This window comes from Rhizobium sp. P2_G9 (assembly GCF_056403475.1).
This window is the reverse complement of record NZ_JBFUFK010000038.1, coordinates 21,045-36,659: the sequence shown is the minus strand read 5'-3', so window position 1 is coordinate 36,659 and position 15,615 is coordinate 21,045. Positions and strand designations below refer to the sequence as shown.

Genomic DNA, 15,615 nt, shown 5'->3' with positions numbered 1-15,615 from the left:
GCGCTTGTGGCATCTTACGCAACCACGCAGGACACACCCAAAAATAGTCAAACGCCGGTGGCAACGATCTGCTATCTCGCTTCCACGAGATTTTGCCGCCGGAAGTGATGATCGACCTCGTCGGACCGGGCGCAACAGCCGCCTGGGCAGAATGCTCGCATCGTCGACAGACAGACCCGAGCAGGATGCGCCATGTCCCATACGCCTTACCCCGAAACCCTGGTCAACACCTATACGACCGGCGGTCAGATGGAGCCGGTGGTGGCGGCGCTCTCCGATGGCGGCTGGGTGGTGGTGTGGGGCGATACCGACCGCAATGGCGGCACCTACGAAATCTACGAGCAGGCCTACAATGCCGATGGAACGACGCGCGGCAGCGAGGCGCTGGTCAACAGCTACGTGACGGGCATGCACTATGTCGAAGCGGTCACCGGCCTTGCCGATGGCGGCTGGGTGGTGACCTGGAGTGACGGCACCGGCGAGGATGGCGATGGCTACGGCGCCTTCCAGCACGCCTATAGCGCAGACGGCACCACCCTGGGCCAGGAGACGCATGTCAACACCTACACCACAGGCGGTCAGCTCAACCCGACGCCGATCGCGCTTGCGGGCGGCGGCTGGGTGGTGACCTGGATGTCGAACGGCGAGGATGGCGACGGCTACGGCATCTACCAGCAGATCTATAAAGCCAATGGCAAGGCCAAGGGCGACGAAACACAGGTCAATACCTATACGACGGGCCATCAGACGAGCGGCGGCGACACCACGGCGCTTGCCGGCGGCGGCTGGGTGGTGAGCTGGACTTCGGCCGGCGAGGATGGCGACGGCTATGGCGTCTATCAGCAGGCTTATCATGCCGATGGCACGAAGATGCGCGGCGAGGTGCGGGTCAACACCACGACCGCAGGCGATGAGAGCTCCGTCGATATTGCCGGCCTGACCGGTGGCGGCTGGGTGGTGACATGGCAGATCACCAGTTCGGACCACTCGACCACCGACCTCTACCAGCAGGTCTACGCTGCCAATGGCAAGCCTGTGGGCGAGGAAACGCATGTCAATACCAGCACGGGTGGCTATCACTACTTCCGGTCGGTCACCGCGCTCGAGAATGGCGGCTGGGTGTCGACATGGGAGGACAGCGGCAGCCCCAACATCCGTCAGCGGGCCTATGCCTCCGACGGCTCCGCACTGGGCGGGGAAACCCAGATCAATACCTACACGTCCGACTCCAACTATTACGACAGCACCGTGGCGCTCGCCGATGGCGGCTGGGTGGTTGTGTGGGACGCGATCGGCGAGGACGGCGACGGTTCCGGCATCTACCAGCGGATCTACAATGCCGATGGCACGGCCAGGACCGGCGACATGCGGGTCAACACCACCACGACGGCCGACCAGGCAGAGGCAAAGGCAACGGCGCTCGCCGATGGCGGCTGGCTGGTGACATGGTATTCCGGCAGCAATGCCGACGACAATTATGACGTCTACCAGCAGCGCTATGATGCGGATGGCCAGATCTACGGCACCAACCACGCGCCGACAGCGGCGGACGGGACGATCGGCAGCCTGACCAACGGCGCTTATGCCTTCTCGAAGACCACGTTCGCCTTTTCCGACGGCACGGACGGCGATCGTTTTGCTTCGGTGACCATCAGCGCCTTGCCTTCGGCCGGCAAACTGCTGCTCAACGGTGAGGCGGTGACGGTGGGCGAGACCATTTCCGCTGGCGATCTCGCCCACCTCGTCTGGCAGGCTGGCAGATATGCGCTGTCGGCGACGATCGGCTTTACGGTGACCGACAATGGCGGCACTGCGGAGGGCGGCAAGGACACGTCGGCAGTGCACACGCTGACCTTCGCGATCGAGAGTGACACTTTCACCGGCACCAAGGCGGCCGATAAACTTGTCGGCACCGATGGCCATGACATCATCAACGGCATGCGCGGTGACGACCGGCTGACCGGCGGCAAGGCCGACGATACATTTTTGTTCAAGACCGGCGATGGCCAGGACAGGATCACCGATTTCCACCATGCTCAGGGCGACAAGATCGACCTGTCAGGGGTGGATGGCATCGCGTCGTATAGGGATCTGGTCAGGAACCACATCACCGAAGGGCACGACGGTGTCGTGATCAGCGATGGGGATGGGGATACGATTACGCTGCTGCATGTGAGCGCGGGTGATCTGCACAAGGGCGATTTTGTGTTTTGATCTGTGCCCGTCGCACTGGTCACTTGAGAAACGACGGACCAAGGGAAGGGTGGGCATTCCATTCCCGGTTCAGCGCCTTGAGTTCGTCGTGTGGATAGACCTTGCCGCGGCTCTTCTGGAATGATGGCTCCAGCATGAAGCGATGGCCCTTCCACAGCTCCGCCATCATCAGGCCGAGCAATTGCTTGCGCTTGACTGGGATCGAGAACAGCAAGGTCTCGTTGCCGGTGATTTCAGTCTGGTAAAGCGTGCCGCCGAGGTCGAACAGCGCAAACCTCATTGTATGCTGCTGCGCTTCGTTCCTGGTCACGGACATCAGATGGCCGCCCGGCTCGTCATGGAGAAAGATCGACGTGGATGTGTTGGTCAGGATGCCACGGCAGAGATCGAGAAGGTCCGAAACCGGATCGCGGAAAATCTCGGTGACAGTGCAGATATAGGGCCCGCTTTCGCAGGCGATGACGATGTCGATCCAGCCGTGACCGCGCAGCACAAGGCTGAGGCCCAATGTGTCGCAAGTGTCGGGCGGGGTTCGAGTCACCAGTCAATCCTTTGGTTCGTCCAGGCTGGTCCGCCATTGCGATAACGGCAAGGTGCCGTTACGTCCTACAGCCTTAAAGCCGCGTCGTAACCCGCGCCCTCCCATTGGGTTGGAATGTTGCTTGCTCAGGCGAGCAGCATCGATGGCGTGACGCCGGTCCGCTCCCTCAATGAGATGGGTGCCTTTGCTTTCGCGTTCTATTGCTGGGTCCCGATCACTGTGAAATCGGAAGGCCGCTCAGCCGAGGCTCCATAACACCGTGACCAGCACCAGCAGAACCAAAAGCACGATCCACCTTCGCAAAGCTGGCTTGCGGGGCGGTGGCGGGTGGTGAATGTAGTGGAAGTAATAAAAGTCCGGTTCTTGCGCCGTGACGAGGTTATTGTAGACGCCAGGCGAGATGTCGCGGTGCACAATCTTATTGAAACGGCCGGACCAAATGGTGAGTTTCTTTGTTTCAGCGTCATAAGCGGCTTTTCGAAGCCTTTTTGAATTAAGGGCGACGACTGAATTCTTCTGTGGCTCAATTTCGGTATCGGTCATTGGTGCGACCTTGTTCTACGGGATTGCAGAATAGCGCAAAACTCGCGCCAGTAAATATGTCAGTAGAGTTGTTGTGCTTTGCCTCGATTCGTATCCAGGTCACTCCCTTCATATCGAAGGGGGGTGTCAACAGTATGAGGCCGGGCTGAAAAAAACAAGGCTTTGCCAAATGCCGGAGGGAAGTGAGGTCCCGGGCGGCGTTGGCGCCCGTCGCCAAGGATTGCGTTTCCGGGTAAAGCGCACAAAATCATCTCCCGGCATTTGCAGAGCCCGGACTGTGGCCGTATCGTGCGCTCGATGTCATCGGACGATAGGCGCAAATGCTCAAAGCTCCACTTCTGATCGGCGGCTGCCCCCGCAGTGGCACGACGGCGCTGCTGCAGGTGTTGAATTCGAGTCCGCATGCCTTCGTTTCTTCGGAAGAAGACCTGCTGTCCCTGGTCGAGCGGCTCGGCAAGGCGATCAATACAAAGGAACGTCGCAAGGCTTCGCTGAAGAGCGGGATGCGTTCGCTTTCCAGCCGGGAAACGTTGACGCTCGACAACATCCATCGGCACAATTTCACCACCGAGGCCGTGTGGCCGGCGGTCCGGTCGCTGTACAAATGGCATGCGAACCGGATCAATCCCGGATCGGAGCTGGTGCTGTGGGGCGATAAATACCCGAAATATTATGAAAATCTCGCCGGGCTGCTGGCGCTGCCGCATGCGCGTTATATCCACATCACCCGGCATCCTCTCGATGTCGTCAATTCGATGTTGCGGCGCACGGCCGAGGCGGAGGAGGGGCGCGACTGGTGGAAAGCGATCGTCAAATTCGACGAGATGCTGCAGGCCTGGTCTACCGCCTATCTGGCGATCATGGCCATCGCGGCGCGGAAAAACGTGCTGCATATCCAGTATGAGGACCTGGTTTTCAGGTTTTCCGAAACCGTGAGCGCGATCAATGCCTTCATGGGGACGGAGCTCAGCTTCGACAACATATTGATTGATGAGCCGGGCATGCATTTCGATCGCGTCTATCTCGATCAGGAGAAGACCGACATCATCCTCTCGCACCCGACTGTGCAAGCCTATCTGAAGGACCACGGGCAGGCAGCCGTCTGAATTTCACCGACAGGCGTGTCAATCTACGATCCGGGCACCGACGCGCAACTCGCGCCAATTGCCCGATCTGCTCCGGGCCAGGGGATGGGCCGGGTTGCTCCGGACGCGTTCGGTGGGGTGCCGCCTCTTTCCCACGCCGCGCTCCGGCTGTGAAGCCGAGCGCCATGGACGTCGTCCCGGCAGCACCTCTCTGTTGACACCCATCCGTGTCCGAAAGGACCATTCAGATAGCGATCGAGCTCGACCGCGAGGAGATGCGCATCCTGCGCGAGGTGAGGCGGGGATAGAGGTCGGCGCGGTTCCGCCGATGCATCACGCTTCAGGCAGGAGGCCGTCGAACACTTCGAGAAGTGCGTCGACGATGGCTTGTCCGAGAGCATTGCCGGTCTCTGCAATGGTATCGTCGCGCATGTCGCGGGCGGCCAGAGCCAGGTTGCCGCCCTGTTCTGCGACGATTGCGCGTGCGCGTTCGATCGCCCATTGCGCAAAATCGGCCCGTGTCTCGATCATGGTGGTTTCCATGGCAAATCTCTCGGTCGGCCGCCGGACATGCCGGCGGCAGGACGGTCATGTTTTTGGCGCTACATGGTCTCGGCGGGACAATCAAGAGCGGGGAACGGATGACTTGCTCCAAGGGCAGACATCGGCTTCGCCTCCATCTGCCGCAAATGCCCGCCCGTGGGCTTCGCATGCCGCTACCCCGAAACCCCGGGGCCGGTTGCAGGCGACATGCTGCGGAAACTCGGGAAGGCCAATGTTGTTCGAAAAATGCGGGAAAGTCCGCTCCGGGACGCCACGGCAGTCACACGCCAGGGAACTCGGTCAGCCCCCTGGCGCAGTGTCGTACCCGGTTATTGATCTTCGCTGCAGTCGGTGATTTCGCAGGTCTGGTCGGTGGTTGCGCGCTTGGCACATTCGTTGAGCGCACGGTCGACGGCGGCGTCCTTGTCGTCGTACTTGTAGCTATAGCCATAGGTGCCGTTTTCCGACACGGCCACGCAGCCCCAGGCAAAGGCGCTGGATGTCATCGACAGGGACGCCAGGATAGCCATGGATGCGAGAACAATTGCCTTCATATGCAGGTCTCCTTATTTTTGCGCCGGTTTGAGCGAATGCAGGATATTGCCGATGAGGGCCTGATCCTTGTCTTCATCGCCCTGTGTTCCCCAATAGGTGAAAATCAGGTTCTTGTCACCGACGGTGACCGAGGCGAGGCCGATCGAGGCCGGGCCGTCCTTGTCGGTGCCGGTCCAATCCACGGCATAGAAGGGCATGCCGTTGAGCGTGCTCTCGGTCGGCTTGGCCGACTTCTCGTCGACATTCACGCCCTGGTCGCCGAGATATTTGATCGCCGCCTTGACGGTGGCATCGGTGTCCTTGGCGTCCGCGACATCGACCGACAGATAGACGGCATTGTCAGGCGAGGTGGCATCGATGCCGGTGTCGGTTTCCTTCGGACCCCAATCATCCGGGATGGTCAGCGTCGCCACCGGAGCATCGCTGGGGAAGGTGAGATCGGCGGCATGAGCCGTGGAGGAGAGCAGAGCAGCCAGCGCGGCTGCGGCAAGCAGGGTCTTCATTTCCAAATCCTTTGGGTGCCAACATGGCGCGGAAGTGATGGACCGGCGCCGGTTAAGTTTGCCTGAAGCGCACTGGACGAGTGTGAGACAAGGGAAATAAACCCTTGACGTATATATGCTTAGAGGATGTCTGGCCTGATCTCGCTTACCTTCGCGCGTCCCTGAAAGGCCATGAAACACGCCTGCGGCACGTCGCCTTGATAGAGAGCACAGTTGCAATGGATTGCATGGGTGCGGCGCGTCCGAGCGCATCTTGGCTGTGCGCGGAACGACAAGGCTCAAAAATAGTTCTATGGTTCAGGAGGACATGATGACCGAAACACTTGCTATAGACGATCCCGACCGCCGCGTTCATTTGGAAGCCGTGCTCGATCAGCTCCTGCTGAAAATCCAGATCAACCTCAACCAGCGCGGCTTCGGCACGAAGGAAATCCTGACGGCGCTCGACAGCATCTGCGCCAAACGCTGGGACACCTATGAGGAAGATCCCGATCCGGCAGAAGAGGCGTGACCCCTCAAGACATGTCCGACACCAATGTCCTTTCGATCCAAACCAAACGATTGCACGGGATTAGACCTGCTCGCCGCGCTTCAGCGTCCAAACCACAGCCCATGCTTCAAGTCTCTTCCCGGTGATATTCCCAACAGCAAATAGTGGATCGCCGCCGATCGTTTCGGCCAGATCGACCGCGGCATCAGACAGATTTGCGTAGAGCCTCAGCACGGAGCCATCGCCCATACGCCAGCGGACTGTGGTGGCGGCGCCATCCGCATCGAAGAAGCCGCCATGACCTTGCATGCCGGCGAGCCGGGGCACGATTGCGCGGTGCCGGAGGGAGAGAAGCGCGCGATAATATGCGAGCATGTCGCCTTGCTCCCGGCTCATCTGCCAGTCCAGCTTGGCGGAGAAAAACGTGGCCTCGGCCGTCGGATCGGGCAGGTCTGCCGCGTCGAAACCGGGTAGGCGCGACATTTCCTTGCGCCGGCCGACACGGACCTTTTCGTTCAGATCCTCGTCGAAGTCGCAGAAATACGGAAACGGCTCTCTGGCATTCCATTCCTCGCCCATGAACAGCATCGGTATCTCAGGGGCGAGCAGATAGACGGCTGCGATCGCCTTGATGACGGCCGCGTCCTGCAAAGCCATGATCCTGTCGCCGGCTGCCCGGTTGCCGATCTGGTCATGGTTCTGGATGAAGGAGATGAAGGCGGTCGGCGGCAGATGCGCGGAGGAGGTTCCGCGAAGGCCGCCGCGATAGGGCATGTGTTCACCCTGGAACACCAGGCCTTCTGCCAGCGCCCGGCCGATATCGTGCGGACTGCCCTTGTAGTCGGCATAGTAGCCGAACCTCTCACCTGTCGCCGCGATATGCAGGACATGGTGCAGGTCGTCATTCCATTGCGCCGTGTAATGGAGCGGCGTGAGGTCTTTGCGCCTTTCCAGCAAGGCGGAGTCGTTGTTCTCATTTTCGACCATCAAGTGGATATGGCGGTCGCCTGCGGCCTCTCTTGCGCGTCTCGCCAGCTCGAGCAGCAGATGTTCGCCGCTGTCGTCCCGGATCGCATGCACCGCGTCGAGCCGCAGGCCGTCGAAACGGAACGTCCCGAGCCAATAAAGCGCGTTCTCGACGACGAAATCGCGAACCAGCCGCCCGCTTTTGTCGTCATAATTTATCCCTTCGCCCCAGGGAGTCCTGTGCTTATGGGTGAAGAGCGGCGCGTAGAGCGGCTGATAATTCCCGTCGGGGCCGAAATGATTGTAGACGACATCGAGGAATACGGCGATGCCGCGTGCATGTGCCGCATCGATCAGCGCCATCAGGTCCTCCGGCCGTCCGTAGCGGCTCTCCGGCGCGTAAGGCAGAACGCCGTCGTAACCCCAGCCGAAACGGCCGGGAAAATCGCCGATCGGCATGATCTGGATGGCCGTGATGCCCATGTCGCTCAGATGATCCAACCGCTCCATCGCTGCGGCGAACGTGCCCTGCCGGGTGAATGCACCGATATGGACTTCGCTGATCACCATTTCATGCCAGGGACGGCCTTTCCATTGCGGCACTGCCCATCGGTACCGGTCGAGGTCCACCACCTCGCTCGGGCCGTGTACGTCGTCCGGCTGGAAGCGGGAGGCCGGGTCCGGCACCGCCAGGCCATCCGGCATGACGAAAGAATAGCGCTGGCCGGCACCGACATCCTTCCGTTCGAGCCTGTGCCATCCGTCGTCGCCGCGGATCATGCGTAGCGGCGCGTGATTGTCGATCTTGACGGCGACCGGGTCCACCAGGGGCGCCCAGAGCCGGAAGGTCACGCTGTCATTGCCGAGAACAGGGCCGAACGTCGGTATCAAGGAATGCTCCATGGCTGCAGTCTATCGGAATAATGGCTCGGTGGAGCCCCCTCGGAGGTATTGAAGGTTCAACCGCCCCGGTGCGGGCAGCGACAGCCACGAGGACTGCGCCTACAACAACAACGCCCCATATAGTGCCCCGTGTCTGATAGCTAACAATCAAAGCCGCTGCTGGTTCCTCCTGTCGCGAGGCGACGTGTCGGGGCAGTAACGCGGAATTTTGCGCGAGGCGGGCAGGGAACCGGGCGTGCAGATGTTGTTCGACCCTCGACAATATCGGAGACCAAATCCCGGACGATCGGCGATCATCGCCTCCGCCCTCTCACATCAGGGCGTACCACATTTTCGGATCGGTGGATGACTGGATGCTGATCCAGCGAAGGCCTACCGCGTTCCAAGGCTTGACCTCGTCGGTGAGATTGTCCAGCACGACATCGCCATCATTGGTCCGCGCCACCAGGACGAGGTGGCCTTCGCCCCGCTCGGTCTTGCCGATCGCCAGCCGCAGCGACGAGGCCGGCCAGCCGTGCCGGATCAGCACATGCCGCTTCGACACGGCATAATCCTCGCAATCGCCGGCTTTCGGAAACAAAGTCCAATTGTCATCGGCAGTGGGGTCGGGGCGCGGCGCGATCTGATGATTGACCGCGCTGTTGACGTCATCCAGATCGGCCATCTTGCCGAATGTCGGGTTAACGGCTGCCACATTGCGTGAGCCAACGCATTCCGCCGGAGAGCGCATGCAAAACATCACCGAGGCAAAGGGTGCCGTCACTCGGCGCTTTCCGGACAGAAAGGCGGGACCGGTGAAGCGCGGGCCCGGTTTCGGCGCTGTCGGCTTGGCCGACTGGCATCCGGCTACGATTGCCAAAATGGCAATGATCGCCATTGTTCTCGACGGCTTCATGCGTGGTGATGTCCAATTCCTGCATTTTTGAACATGCTGCAGATATCAGAATCTTGCGCTCCGGGCCATCCGGTTATCGCAAACCAGCCTTGCCGGCAGTTGAGGCGGTTCTGGCAGGGGGCTGGCGGGATTTTTGAAGCGCCTTTAAGGATGCGTCCCCAAGCGATCGGCCGTGGCCTCCTACGCCGCCGTCACCGCACCTCTCGGTCATACTCCCCCGCCAATTCTTCCCGGCCGCACAGTCCCCCGGTTCAGCCCAAAATCCCTCAGCTTGATTTTCGCGCGGCGGCCGTCGGCGTGGTGGAAGACGATGCCCTCCATGTCCTTGTCGGCGAACCAGGCTTTCAGCCCGGCGAAATCGCGCGGCACGGTCTCGTCCAGCCTGAGCGTGTCGTGCGAGATCAGCCGGTGGGCGGACAAGTGTTCCGGATTGTCTTGTATTTTTGGCCCGACGAGCTCATAGGTTCCGTCGGCAAGTGGTGCTGCCGCGGCGAGGGCCTCGCGATGGTAGGCATCCTCGGGGCCGTCGCCGACCGGCATCCAGCCCATGGTCTTGCCGGTCTCGGCATCGAAATCGGCCTGCTCGAATCCGTTCGGCGCAGCCTCACCCTTGCGCAGTTCCCGTCGCTTGTAGAGCCTGCCGTCGCGCACCCGCGAACACGTGCCGTCGATCTTCAGCGTCGGCCATCCTTCGCCTGCGGCGACCCATTCGCAGCCGGCATGGACTTGATCGACGACGCGGCTCCTGTCGCCGTTCCAGTCACGCTCGAAAACCGTCGGTATTTTCTTCATCTGACGCCTCTTGATGCTGTCGTTGCTGCCGCGCCGTTTGGGGGCAGGGCGCGCGACGGCTGCTTTTACAGGAGTGTGGTTGTGATGTCGTGTGCTGTCGAGGACATATGGCGGGTGATTGCGCGCGCGGCTCGCCCAGCAGTTTCTCTGCTGCAGCCCCGATTGCTCACCCAATTCGCCGCCACTCACAAAACATAGAAAATCATTTCACTTTCGCCTGATGAAATGCTCCTAAAAGCGTTGCGGCGCAGCGATCGGGCGTAGATGATTTCGCGATGACAATCGGGGTCGCATCTGGACGTGCACGATCCCACAGCATCGGCATTTTCGGTCGTGACATGGTGAAAGCATCGCATCTTCGGCCCATCGCAGGCCTCGACGTCGCCAAGAACGCGGCGGCGGATGTTGCGGCATCGCCGAGTGCAATCTCGCTCGCCGGCGTCAGCAAGTCATATCAGGGGCGCATGGTGCTCAAGGATATTTCGCTCGACGTCGCGGCCGGCGAGTTTCTGGCGATCGTCGGCCCCAGCGGCTCGGGCAAGACCACGATCATGCGGCTGATCGGCGGGTTCGAACCGCCGGATGCCGGCACGATCCGGATTGCCGGTGAGGACGTCACAGCGGAGCCAGCCGAGCGGCGCAAGGTCAATACTGTCTTTCAATCCTATGCGCTCTTTCCGCATATGAGCGTGATCGACAATGTCGCCTATGGCCCGCGCATGCATGGGGCAGGGCGGGCGGAGCGGCTGGCGAAGGCGCGCGGCCTGCTCGATCTCGTGCGCCTGTCCGACGCGGCCGAGCGTCGGCCGCACGAGCTTTCCGGCGGCATGCAGCAGCGGGTGGCGCTGGCACGTGCGCTTGCCAATGATCCTGCGGTGCTTCTGCTCGACGAACCGCTCGGCGCTCTCGACCGCAAGCTGCGCGACGAGATGCAGCGGGAATTGCGCCGGGTGCAGAGCGAGCTCGGCGCGACCTTCATCTATGTGACGCATGATCAGGACGAGGCCTTCGGCATGGCCGACCGGCTGGCGGTGATGCGCGATGGCCGCTTCGAACAGGTCGGCGCCCCGGCAGAGATCTATGATGCGCCGGCCAATGCCTGGGTGGCGCTGTTCGTCGGCAGTGCCAACAGGCTGCGCGCGCGGTTGACGGCCAAGGGCATGCCGGCGGCGCTGCAATCCGATTTCGGCGCCATCGCCGCGGGTCACCTTGAAGATGGGGCCAGTATCGGCGACACGCTGCTGGTTGTCGTCCGGCCGGAGGCGACGCATTTCGCGCCCTTCGACGCCAAGGCGGCGGCGCAGCCGAACCGCTTTGCAGCGCGGCTGGTCGACAAGGTGGCGATCGGGCCGTCTTTGCGTCTGAGAGCAGTGACGCCGGGCGGGCTCGCCTTCGAGGCGGTGGTGCAGCGCCTCACCGATGGGCCTTCGGTGGATACGCTTTCTGTCGGGGACGATGTCTTCGTCTCGTTTTCCGCCGGCGCTGCCCGTGCCTATCGGGACGATATTTCGCCGCAGACCAGATCATAGAAGGAGGACCAAGCCGATGTCGGACAATCGTTTTTCGCCAAGCCTGCCTGTCAGCAGGCGCTCCATGCTCGGGCTGCTGGGCGCAGCCCCGGTCGCCGCGGCCCTCGGCGGCGTGTTTTCCAGCCCTTCGCCTGGCCGTGCCGCCACGGCGGGCCAGCTCAATATCTACAGCTGGCCGGATTATTTCTCCAAGGAGACGCTTGCGGCTTACGCCGAGAAGACAGGCGTCACCCCAAATATCGCCACCTATGATTCCAACGACACCATGTTCGCCAAGCTAAACAGCCCGGCAGGGCAGGGTTTCGACATCGTCGTGCCGTCGTCGAGTTGGATCAAGCAATTGGCCGACAAGGGGCTGCTGGAAGAGCTCGATCATTCCAGGCTCAATCTCGCCTCGCTCGACCAGGACCTGCTCAACCGCGACTATGATCCCGGCAACAAATATTCGATCCCCAAGGATTGGGGCCTGCTCGGCGTCGTCTACGATCCCGCAGCGGTCGGCGGCGAGATCAAGACCTGGGAGGATTTCTTCAAGGCCGGCGAGAAGCCTGAAGTGTCGGGCAAGATCCGCATGTCGGATTCCGGCTGGGAAACCATAGGGCCGCAGCTCTGGATCGAGGGCAAGGACTGGAACAAGGCCACTATCGACGAGATCAAGGCGGCCGGCGAGAAGCTGAAGGCCTTCGCCAAGCATGTGAAGTCGTTCTCCGGGCTCGATCCGAATTCGGTCGCCAATGGCGCGATCGTCATGGCCCAGACCAATCAGGGCAAGGCCCGCGCTATTATCGGCCTCAATCCGAAGCTGAAATGGGCCGTGCCGGGGCCGTTCAGCGAGCTGTGGGTCGACAATTACGCCGTGGTCAAAGGCGCGCCCAATCTCGACCAGGCCTATGATTTCCTGTCTTTCGTGCTGCAGCCGGATATCCAGCTGGCGGAGACCAATTATATCGGCTTTCCGGAAGCGGTGGCCGGGCTGAGAGAGAAGATCGGCGCCGATGTGCCCAATGCCGACCTGATTTTCGGCGGCAAGGACCTGGACTTCAAGAAGCTGACCTCCTTCGTCGTCAATCCCGAGACGATCGGCACCTATAGCCAGGTGCAGCAGGAAATCCAGGCGGCGGCCGGCTGATCGTGACCGGAGCCCCGGCCGCAGCCTCCTTGCGCAACCGCGCCATTGCCGGCGATGCCTTCGCCGGCAATGGCAGTGCGCGCTCGGTGTCGCCGCGGCTCCTTGATCACCTGCTGGCGGCGGTGCCGACCGTTTGGCTGGCGCTGTTCTTCCTGGCGCCGCTCGGCTTCACCGTGGTCTATTCCTTTGGCCACTCCACCTTCGGTGGGGTGGAGCTCGGCTTCACCCTGGAGAATTATGGCGAGGCGCTCACCGGCTTTTATGGCGCCACGCTTCTGCGCACCATCGTCTTTGCGGCCAGCGCTTCGGCGCTGTCGATCGCGGTCGCCTATCCCGTCGCCTATTTCATCGCGCGGCGAACGGAGCGGCGGCGGGCGCTTGCCATCACGCTGATCCTCATTCCCTACTTTTCCAGCTTCCTCATCCGCATCATGGCGCTCTACATGCTGATGTCGCGCCAGGGCCTGGCCGAGATCGTGCTCAATGCGCTCTGGCTGCATTCGGGGCCGCTCGACGTGCTCGATACGCAGACCGCCGTGTTCATCGGCATGGTCTATGCCTATCTGCCGATCGCCATCGTGCCGCTCACCGTCGTGCTCGACCGGATTCCGAAGCCGCTTCTGGAAGCCAGCCGCGATCTCGGTGCCTCGCGGCTGAAAACCTTCCTCAACATCACCCTGCCGCTCAGCCGGCCCGGTCTTGCCACCGCCGTGCTGCTCACCGCCGTGCCGATGCTGGGCGAAATGGTGATCCCGAAACTGCTCGGCGGCAGCCGCGGCGTGCTGATGGGCCAGGCGCTGTCTTCGAAATATCTGCAGTCGCAGAACTATCCGCTCGGCTCGGCCATGGCGGTGCTGATCCTGATCGTCATTGCGGTGATCGTCGCCGTGCTGGCGCGGCTGACGCGTGGCTTTGCGGAGGTGGGGCGATGAGCGCGATTGTGTCTGCCGCTCGCCGCCGGACGTCGCTCATCGATGCTGGCCTGCTCGTCTGGTATAGCGCGGCGCTGGTGTTCCTGTTCGCGCCGATCATTGCCGCACTGGTCTATGCCTTCAATCTCGGCGTGGTCAACAAGCAGACGGCGACGATCACCGGCTGGACGCTGCAATGGTTTCTCGCTGCTTGGGAGGACCTGTCGCTCAGGCGCGCGGTGCAGTCGAGCCTGGTTGTGGCGCTGTGGTCGGCGGTGATCTCGGTGCTGATCGGCTCGTCGCTCGGCTATGCACTTGTGCGCCACCCGAGCGCGCTGGTGCGCAAATTCCTTGCCGGACTCACCTATATGCTGCTGATCGTGCCGGAGACGGTGATCGGCGTGTCGCTGCTGCTTACCTATGCGGTGACCGGCATCCGGCTTTCGACCGCAACGCTGGTCGCCGGCATCACGCCGATTTCGATTGCCGTCGTGGCGCTGATCGTGCGTGCCCGGGTGCTGACGCTCGATCGGCGCATCGAGGAGGCGGCGGCCGATCTCGGCAGTACGCGGCTCAAGACCCTGCGCTTCATCGTCCTGCCGCAGGTCCTACCGGCCATCGCGGCCGGCGGGGTCATGGCCTATACGTTTTCCTTCGACAATCTGGTCGTGTCGGCGTTCCTGACTACGCCGCAGATCAATACGCTGCCGGTCTATCTCTATGGCAGCCTGCAATATGGCCCGTCGCCGGCAGTCTATGCGGCGGCGGCCGTGGTGTTCCTGTTCACCCTCCTGATGCTGGCAATCGCGGCGCTTCTGTTCGGCCTGGCGCGCAGGGCCGGCGCGGTGCGGCTGCTCAGCTAGGGTTGTTTTGGCAAGGTCTCCCACATGTCCGCTCTCCCGCCCAGCGCATTGCTCAATCTGCCGGCCTATCCCGCCGACCGCTACGCCGTCACCGCCGACCGGCTGAAGGCACTGCTTTCCACCCGTTCCGACGTTCTGCTGATCCAGGCCGAAGCGCTGCTGGCGCTCGAAGCCGCCGCCACCAGCGTTGCAAGGCCGGGGCTCTCCGCCGTCAATATCGTCACCAGCCCCTATGGCAGCTATTTCGGCGCCTGGCTGCGCCGCGGCGGGGCGGATGTCATCGATGTGACGGCAGAGCCCGGCCAGCCGATCGCGCTCGCGGCCGTACGGCGGGCGGTGGAGGCGCTGCCGAGGCTCGATCTCCTGTCGGTCGTGCATGGCGAAGCGGCCAATGGCGCCCTCAATCCGATTGCCGAGATCGTCACGCTCGCCAGGGCGCAGGGCGCGCTGACCGTGGTCGATGCCGTCGCCTCGTTCGGCGCCCATCCATTCGCCGTTGATGCGCTGGGGGTCGATATCGTCGCCATCGGCCCGCAAAAGGCGCTCGGCGGCCCGACCGGGCTTTCGGCGCTTTCCGTCAGCGACAGGGCATGGGCGCATATTGCAGCCATCGCGCAAGCCGCACCCTCGCTGCTGTCGCTCCATGACCTCAAGCAAAACTGGATCGATAGCGGCCGTGGCGTCTTGCCCGGCACGCCCTCGGCCATGGAATTCTGGGCGCTGGAGGCCACGCTCGACCGGGTCGAGGCTGAAGGAATCGAACATCTGGTGGCCCGCCATCAGCAGGCCGCCAGCGCCACCCGCGCCGGCCTGCGGGCGCTCGGCATCGCGCCGTGGATCGCAAGTGACGCCTCTGCCTCTGCTCTGGTCACCGCCGCGCCCGTGCCCGAAGGCATCGGGGCCGAGGCGCTGATCACCGCTGCCGCCCGCTTTGGCGTCGCGCTCGGGCGCGGTTTCGGCGACATTGCCGACCGGCTGGTGCGGCTCGATCATACCGGCGCGCGTGCCGCCTTCACGCCCGTGCTGGCCAATGTCGTCGCCTATGGCGCGGCACTCCGCACCTTCGGCCATGCCGTCGATCTCGGACGTGCCGCGGAGGCTGTCACGGCCGCCTATGCCGATGGGGGCTAAGATGGAATTTGTGCGCTTGCTT

The 15,615-nt window shown here is 62.4% G+C and carries 17 protein-coding genes; 9 read left to right on the top strand and 8 right to left on the bottom strand.

Annotation, left to right across the window (positions count from 1 at the left end; translation table 11 throughout):
- The first annotated feature begins 192 nt into the window (after positions 1 to 192).
- Complete coding sequence (locus AC1DYF_RS27665) at positions 193 to 2,214, top strand: hypothetical protein (RefSeq protein ID WP_477880436.1); 2,022 nt, start codon at positions 193 to 195, stop codon at positions 2,212 to 2,214.
- 19 nt (positions 2,215 to 2,233) lie between these two features.
- On the opposite strand, the gene AC1DYF_RS27660 is transcribed toward AC1DYF_RS27665, so the two are convergent.
- A complete protein-coding gene (locus tag AC1DYF_RS27660; protein WP_477880435.1) occupies positions 2,234 to 2,755 on the bottom strand; it encodes a hypothetical protein in 522 nt (173 codons plus the stop codon).
- 237 nt (positions 2,756 to 2,992) lie between these two features.
- Positions 2,993 to 3,298 (bottom strand): KTSC domain-containing protein, encoded by a 306-nt coding sequence (locus AC1DYF_RS27655; protein ID WP_477880433.1) that lies wholly within the window; start codon positions 3,296 to 3,298, stop codon positions 2,993 to 2,995.
- A 320-nt stretch (positions 3,299 to 3,618) separates the two neighbouring features.
- On the opposite strand from AC1DYF_RS27655, the gene AC1DYF_RS27650 reads away from it, so the two are divergent.
- Positions 3,619 to 4,404, top strand: a complete 786-nt coding sequence (locus AC1DYF_RS27650; protein WP_477880431.1) for a sulfotransferase family protein — start codon at positions 3,619 to 3,621, stop codon at positions 4,402 to 4,404.
- A 312-nt stretch (positions 4,405 to 4,716) separates the two neighbouring features.
- Here AC1DYF_RS27650 and AC1DYF_RS27645 read toward each other — a convergent pair whose 3' ends face one another.
- From AC1DYF_RS27645 to AC1DYF_RS27635, 3 genes are all read right to left on the bottom strand, one after another.
- Positions 4,717 to 4,926, bottom strand: coding sequence for a hypothetical protein (locus tag AC1DYF_RS27645; RefSeq protein ID WP_477880429.1), 210 nt, complete (start codon positions 4,924 to 4,926; stop codon positions 4,717 to 4,719).
- A 329-nt stretch (positions 4,927 to 5,255) separates the two neighbouring features.
- On the bottom strand, positions 5,256 to 5,480 hold the full coding sequence (locus AC1DYF_RS27640) for a DUF4189 domain-containing protein (protein WP_477880427.1): 225 nt from the start codon (positions 5,478 to 5,480) through the stop codon (positions 5,256 to 5,258).
- A gap of 12 nt (positions 5,481 to 5,492) precedes the next feature.
- The gene (locus AC1DYF_RS27635) at positions 5,493 to 5,984 is read right to left on the bottom strand and encodes a histidine kinase (protein WP_477880426.1); all 492 of its coding nucleotides are present in this window, start codon (positions 5,982 to 5,984) and stop codon (positions 5,493 to 5,495) included.
- Between the two features lie 310 nt (positions 5,985 to 6,294).
- Here AC1DYF_RS27635 and AC1DYF_RS27630 point away from each other — a divergent pair, with 310 nt between their 5' ends.
- Positions 6,295 to 6,495: a hypothetical protein gene (locus AC1DYF_RS27630; protein ID WP_477880425.1), complete on the top strand. Its 201-nt coding sequence runs from the start codon at positions 6,295 to 6,297 to the stop codon at positions 6,493 to 6,495.
- A gap of 60 nt (positions 6,496 to 6,555) precedes the next feature.
- Here AC1DYF_RS27630 and treZ read toward each other — a convergent pair whose 3' ends face one another.
- Positions 6,556 to 8,331 carry a malto-oligosyltrehalose trehalohydrolase gene (gene treZ, locus AC1DYF_RS27625; RefSeq protein ID WP_477880423.1) on the bottom strand — a complete coding sequence of 592 codons (1,776 nt, stop codon included), beginning with the start codon at positions 8,329 to 8,331 and terminating at the stop codon, positions 6,556 to 6,558.
- A gap of 322 nt (positions 8,332 to 8,653) precedes the next feature.
- A complete protein-coding gene (locus tag AC1DYF_RS27620; protein ID WP_477880422.1) occupies positions 8,654 to 9,073 on the bottom strand; it encodes a transglutaminase-like cysteine peptidase in 420 nt (139 codons plus the stop codon).
- Between AC1DYF_RS27620 and AC1DYF_RS27615 the strand changes: the two genes are divergently transcribed.
- Positions 9,072 to 9,269: a hypothetical protein gene (locus tag AC1DYF_RS27615; RefSeq protein WP_477880420.1), complete on the top strand. Its 198-nt coding sequence runs from the start codon at positions 9,072 to 9,074 to the stop codon at positions 9,267 to 9,269. The genes AC1DYF_RS27620 and AC1DYF_RS27615 overlap by 2 nt on opposite strands.
- A 176-nt stretch (positions 9,270 to 9,445) precedes the next feature.
- Here the strand turns inward: AC1DYF_RS27615 and AC1DYF_RS27610 are convergent, their stop codons facing one another.
- Positions 9,446 to 10,030 carry an RNA ligase 1 family protein gene (locus AC1DYF_RS27610; RefSeq protein ID WP_477880419.1) on the bottom strand — a complete coding sequence of 195 codons (585 nt, stop codon included), beginning with the start codon at positions 10,028 to 10,030 and terminating at the stop codon, positions 9,446 to 9,448.
- A 338-nt stretch (positions 10,031 to 10,368) separates the two neighbouring features.
- On the opposite strand from AC1DYF_RS27610, the gene AC1DYF_RS27605 reads away from it, so the two are divergent.
- The 5 genes from AC1DYF_RS27605 to AC1DYF_RS27585 are packed head-to-tail and all read left to right on the top strand — an operon-like array spanning position 10,369 to position 15,593.
- Positions 10,369 to 11,559: an ABC transporter ATP-binding protein gene (locus AC1DYF_RS27605; protein ID WP_477880417.1), complete on the top strand. Its 1,191-nt coding sequence runs from the start codon at positions 10,369 to 10,371 to the stop codon at positions 11,557 to 11,559.
- A 16-nt stretch (positions 11,560 to 11,575) separates the two neighbouring features.
- A complete protein-coding gene (locus tag AC1DYF_RS27600; RefSeq protein ID WP_477880415.1) occupies positions 11,576 to 12,688 on the top strand; it encodes an ABC transporter substrate-binding protein in 1,113 nt (370 codons plus the stop codon).
- A gap of 2 nt (positions 12,689 to 12,690) precedes the next feature.
- The gene (locus tag AC1DYF_RS27595) at positions 12,691 to 13,620 is read left to right on the top strand and encodes an ABC transporter permease (protein ID WP_477880413.1); all 930 of its coding nucleotides are present in this window, start codon (positions 12,691 to 12,693) and stop codon (positions 13,618 to 13,620) included.
- The gene (locus AC1DYF_RS27590) at positions 13,617 to 14,462 is read left to right on the top strand and encodes an ABC transporter permease (RefSeq protein ID WP_477880411.1); all 846 of its coding nucleotides are present in this window, start codon (positions 13,617 to 13,619) and stop codon (positions 14,460 to 14,462) included. Before AC1DYF_RS27595 ends, AC1DYF_RS27590 begins: the two co-directional genes overlap by 4 nt.
- 24 nt (positions 14,463 to 14,486) lie before the next feature.
- Complete coding sequence (locus AC1DYF_RS27585; RefSeq protein ID WP_477880409.1) at positions 14,487 to 15,593, top strand: pyridoxal-phosphate-dependent aminotransferase family protein; 1,107 nt, start codon at positions 14,487 to 14,489, stop codon at positions 15,591 to 15,593.
- Positions 15,594 to 15,615: the final 22 nt, after the last annotated feature.

What these genes read in the sequence shown, in the direction of transcription:
- AC1DYF_RS27610 (WP_477880419.1), bottom strand. Translation starts at nt 10,030, where the DNA reads ATGAAGAAAATACCGACGGTTTTCGAGCGTGACTGGAACGGCGACAGG.
- AC1DYF_RS27640 (WP_477880427.1), bottom strand. Translation starts at nt 5,480, where the DNA reads ATGAAGGCAATTGTTCTCGCATCCATGGCTATCCTGGCGTCCCTGTCG.
- AC1DYF_RS27590 (WP_477880411.1), top strand. Translation starts at nt 13,617, where the DNA reads ATGAGCGCGATTGTGTCTGCCGCTCGCCGCCGGACGTCGCTCATCGAT.
- AC1DYF_RS27620 (WP_477880422.1), bottom strand. Translation starts at nt 9,073, where the DNA reads ATGCGCTCTCCGGCGGAATGCGTTGGCTCACGCAATGTGGCAGCCGTT.
- AC1DYF_RS27655 (WP_477880433.1), bottom strand. Translation starts at nt 3,298, where the DNA reads ATGACCGATACCGAAATTGAGCCACAGAAGAATTCAGTCGTCGCCCTT.
- AC1DYF_RS27600 (WP_477880415.1), top strand. Translation starts at nt 11,576, where the DNA reads ATGTCGGACAATCGTTTTTCGCCAAGCCTGCCTGTCAGCAGGCGCTCC.
- AC1DYF_RS27605 (WP_477880417.1), top strand. Translation starts at nt 10,369, where the DNA reads ATGGTGAAAGCATCGCATCTTCGGCCCATCGCAGGCCTCGACGTCGCC.
- AC1DYF_RS27645 (WP_477880429.1), bottom strand. Translation starts at nt 4,926, where the DNA reads ATGGAAACCACCATGATCGAGACACGGGCCGATTTTGCGCAATGGGCG.
- AC1DYF_RS27615 (WP_477880420.1), top strand. Translation starts at nt 9,072, where the DNA reads ATGCAAAACATCACCGAGGCAAAGGGTGCCGTCACTCGGCGCTTTCCG.
- AC1DYF_RS27630 (WP_477880425.1), top strand. Translation starts at nt 6,295, where the DNA reads ATGACCGAAACACTTGCTATAGACGATCCCGACCGCCGCGTTCATTTG.
- AC1DYF_RS27650 (WP_477880431.1), top strand. Translation starts at nt 3,619, where the DNA reads ATGCTCAAAGCTCCACTTCTGATCGGCGGCTGCCCCCGCAGTGGCACG.
- AC1DYF_RS27585 (WP_477880409.1), top strand. Translation starts at nt 14,487, where the DNA reads ATGTCCGCTCTCCCGCCCAGCGCATTGCTCAATCTGCCGGCCTATCCC.
- AC1DYF_RS27665 (WP_477880436.1), top strand. Translation starts at nt 193, where the DNA reads ATGTCCCATACGCCTTACCCCGAAACCCTGGTCAACACCTATACGACC.
- AC1DYF_RS27635 (WP_477880426.1), bottom strand. Translation starts at nt 5,984, where the DNA reads ATGAAGACCCTGCTTGCCGCAGCCGCGCTGGCTGCTCTGCTCTCCTCC.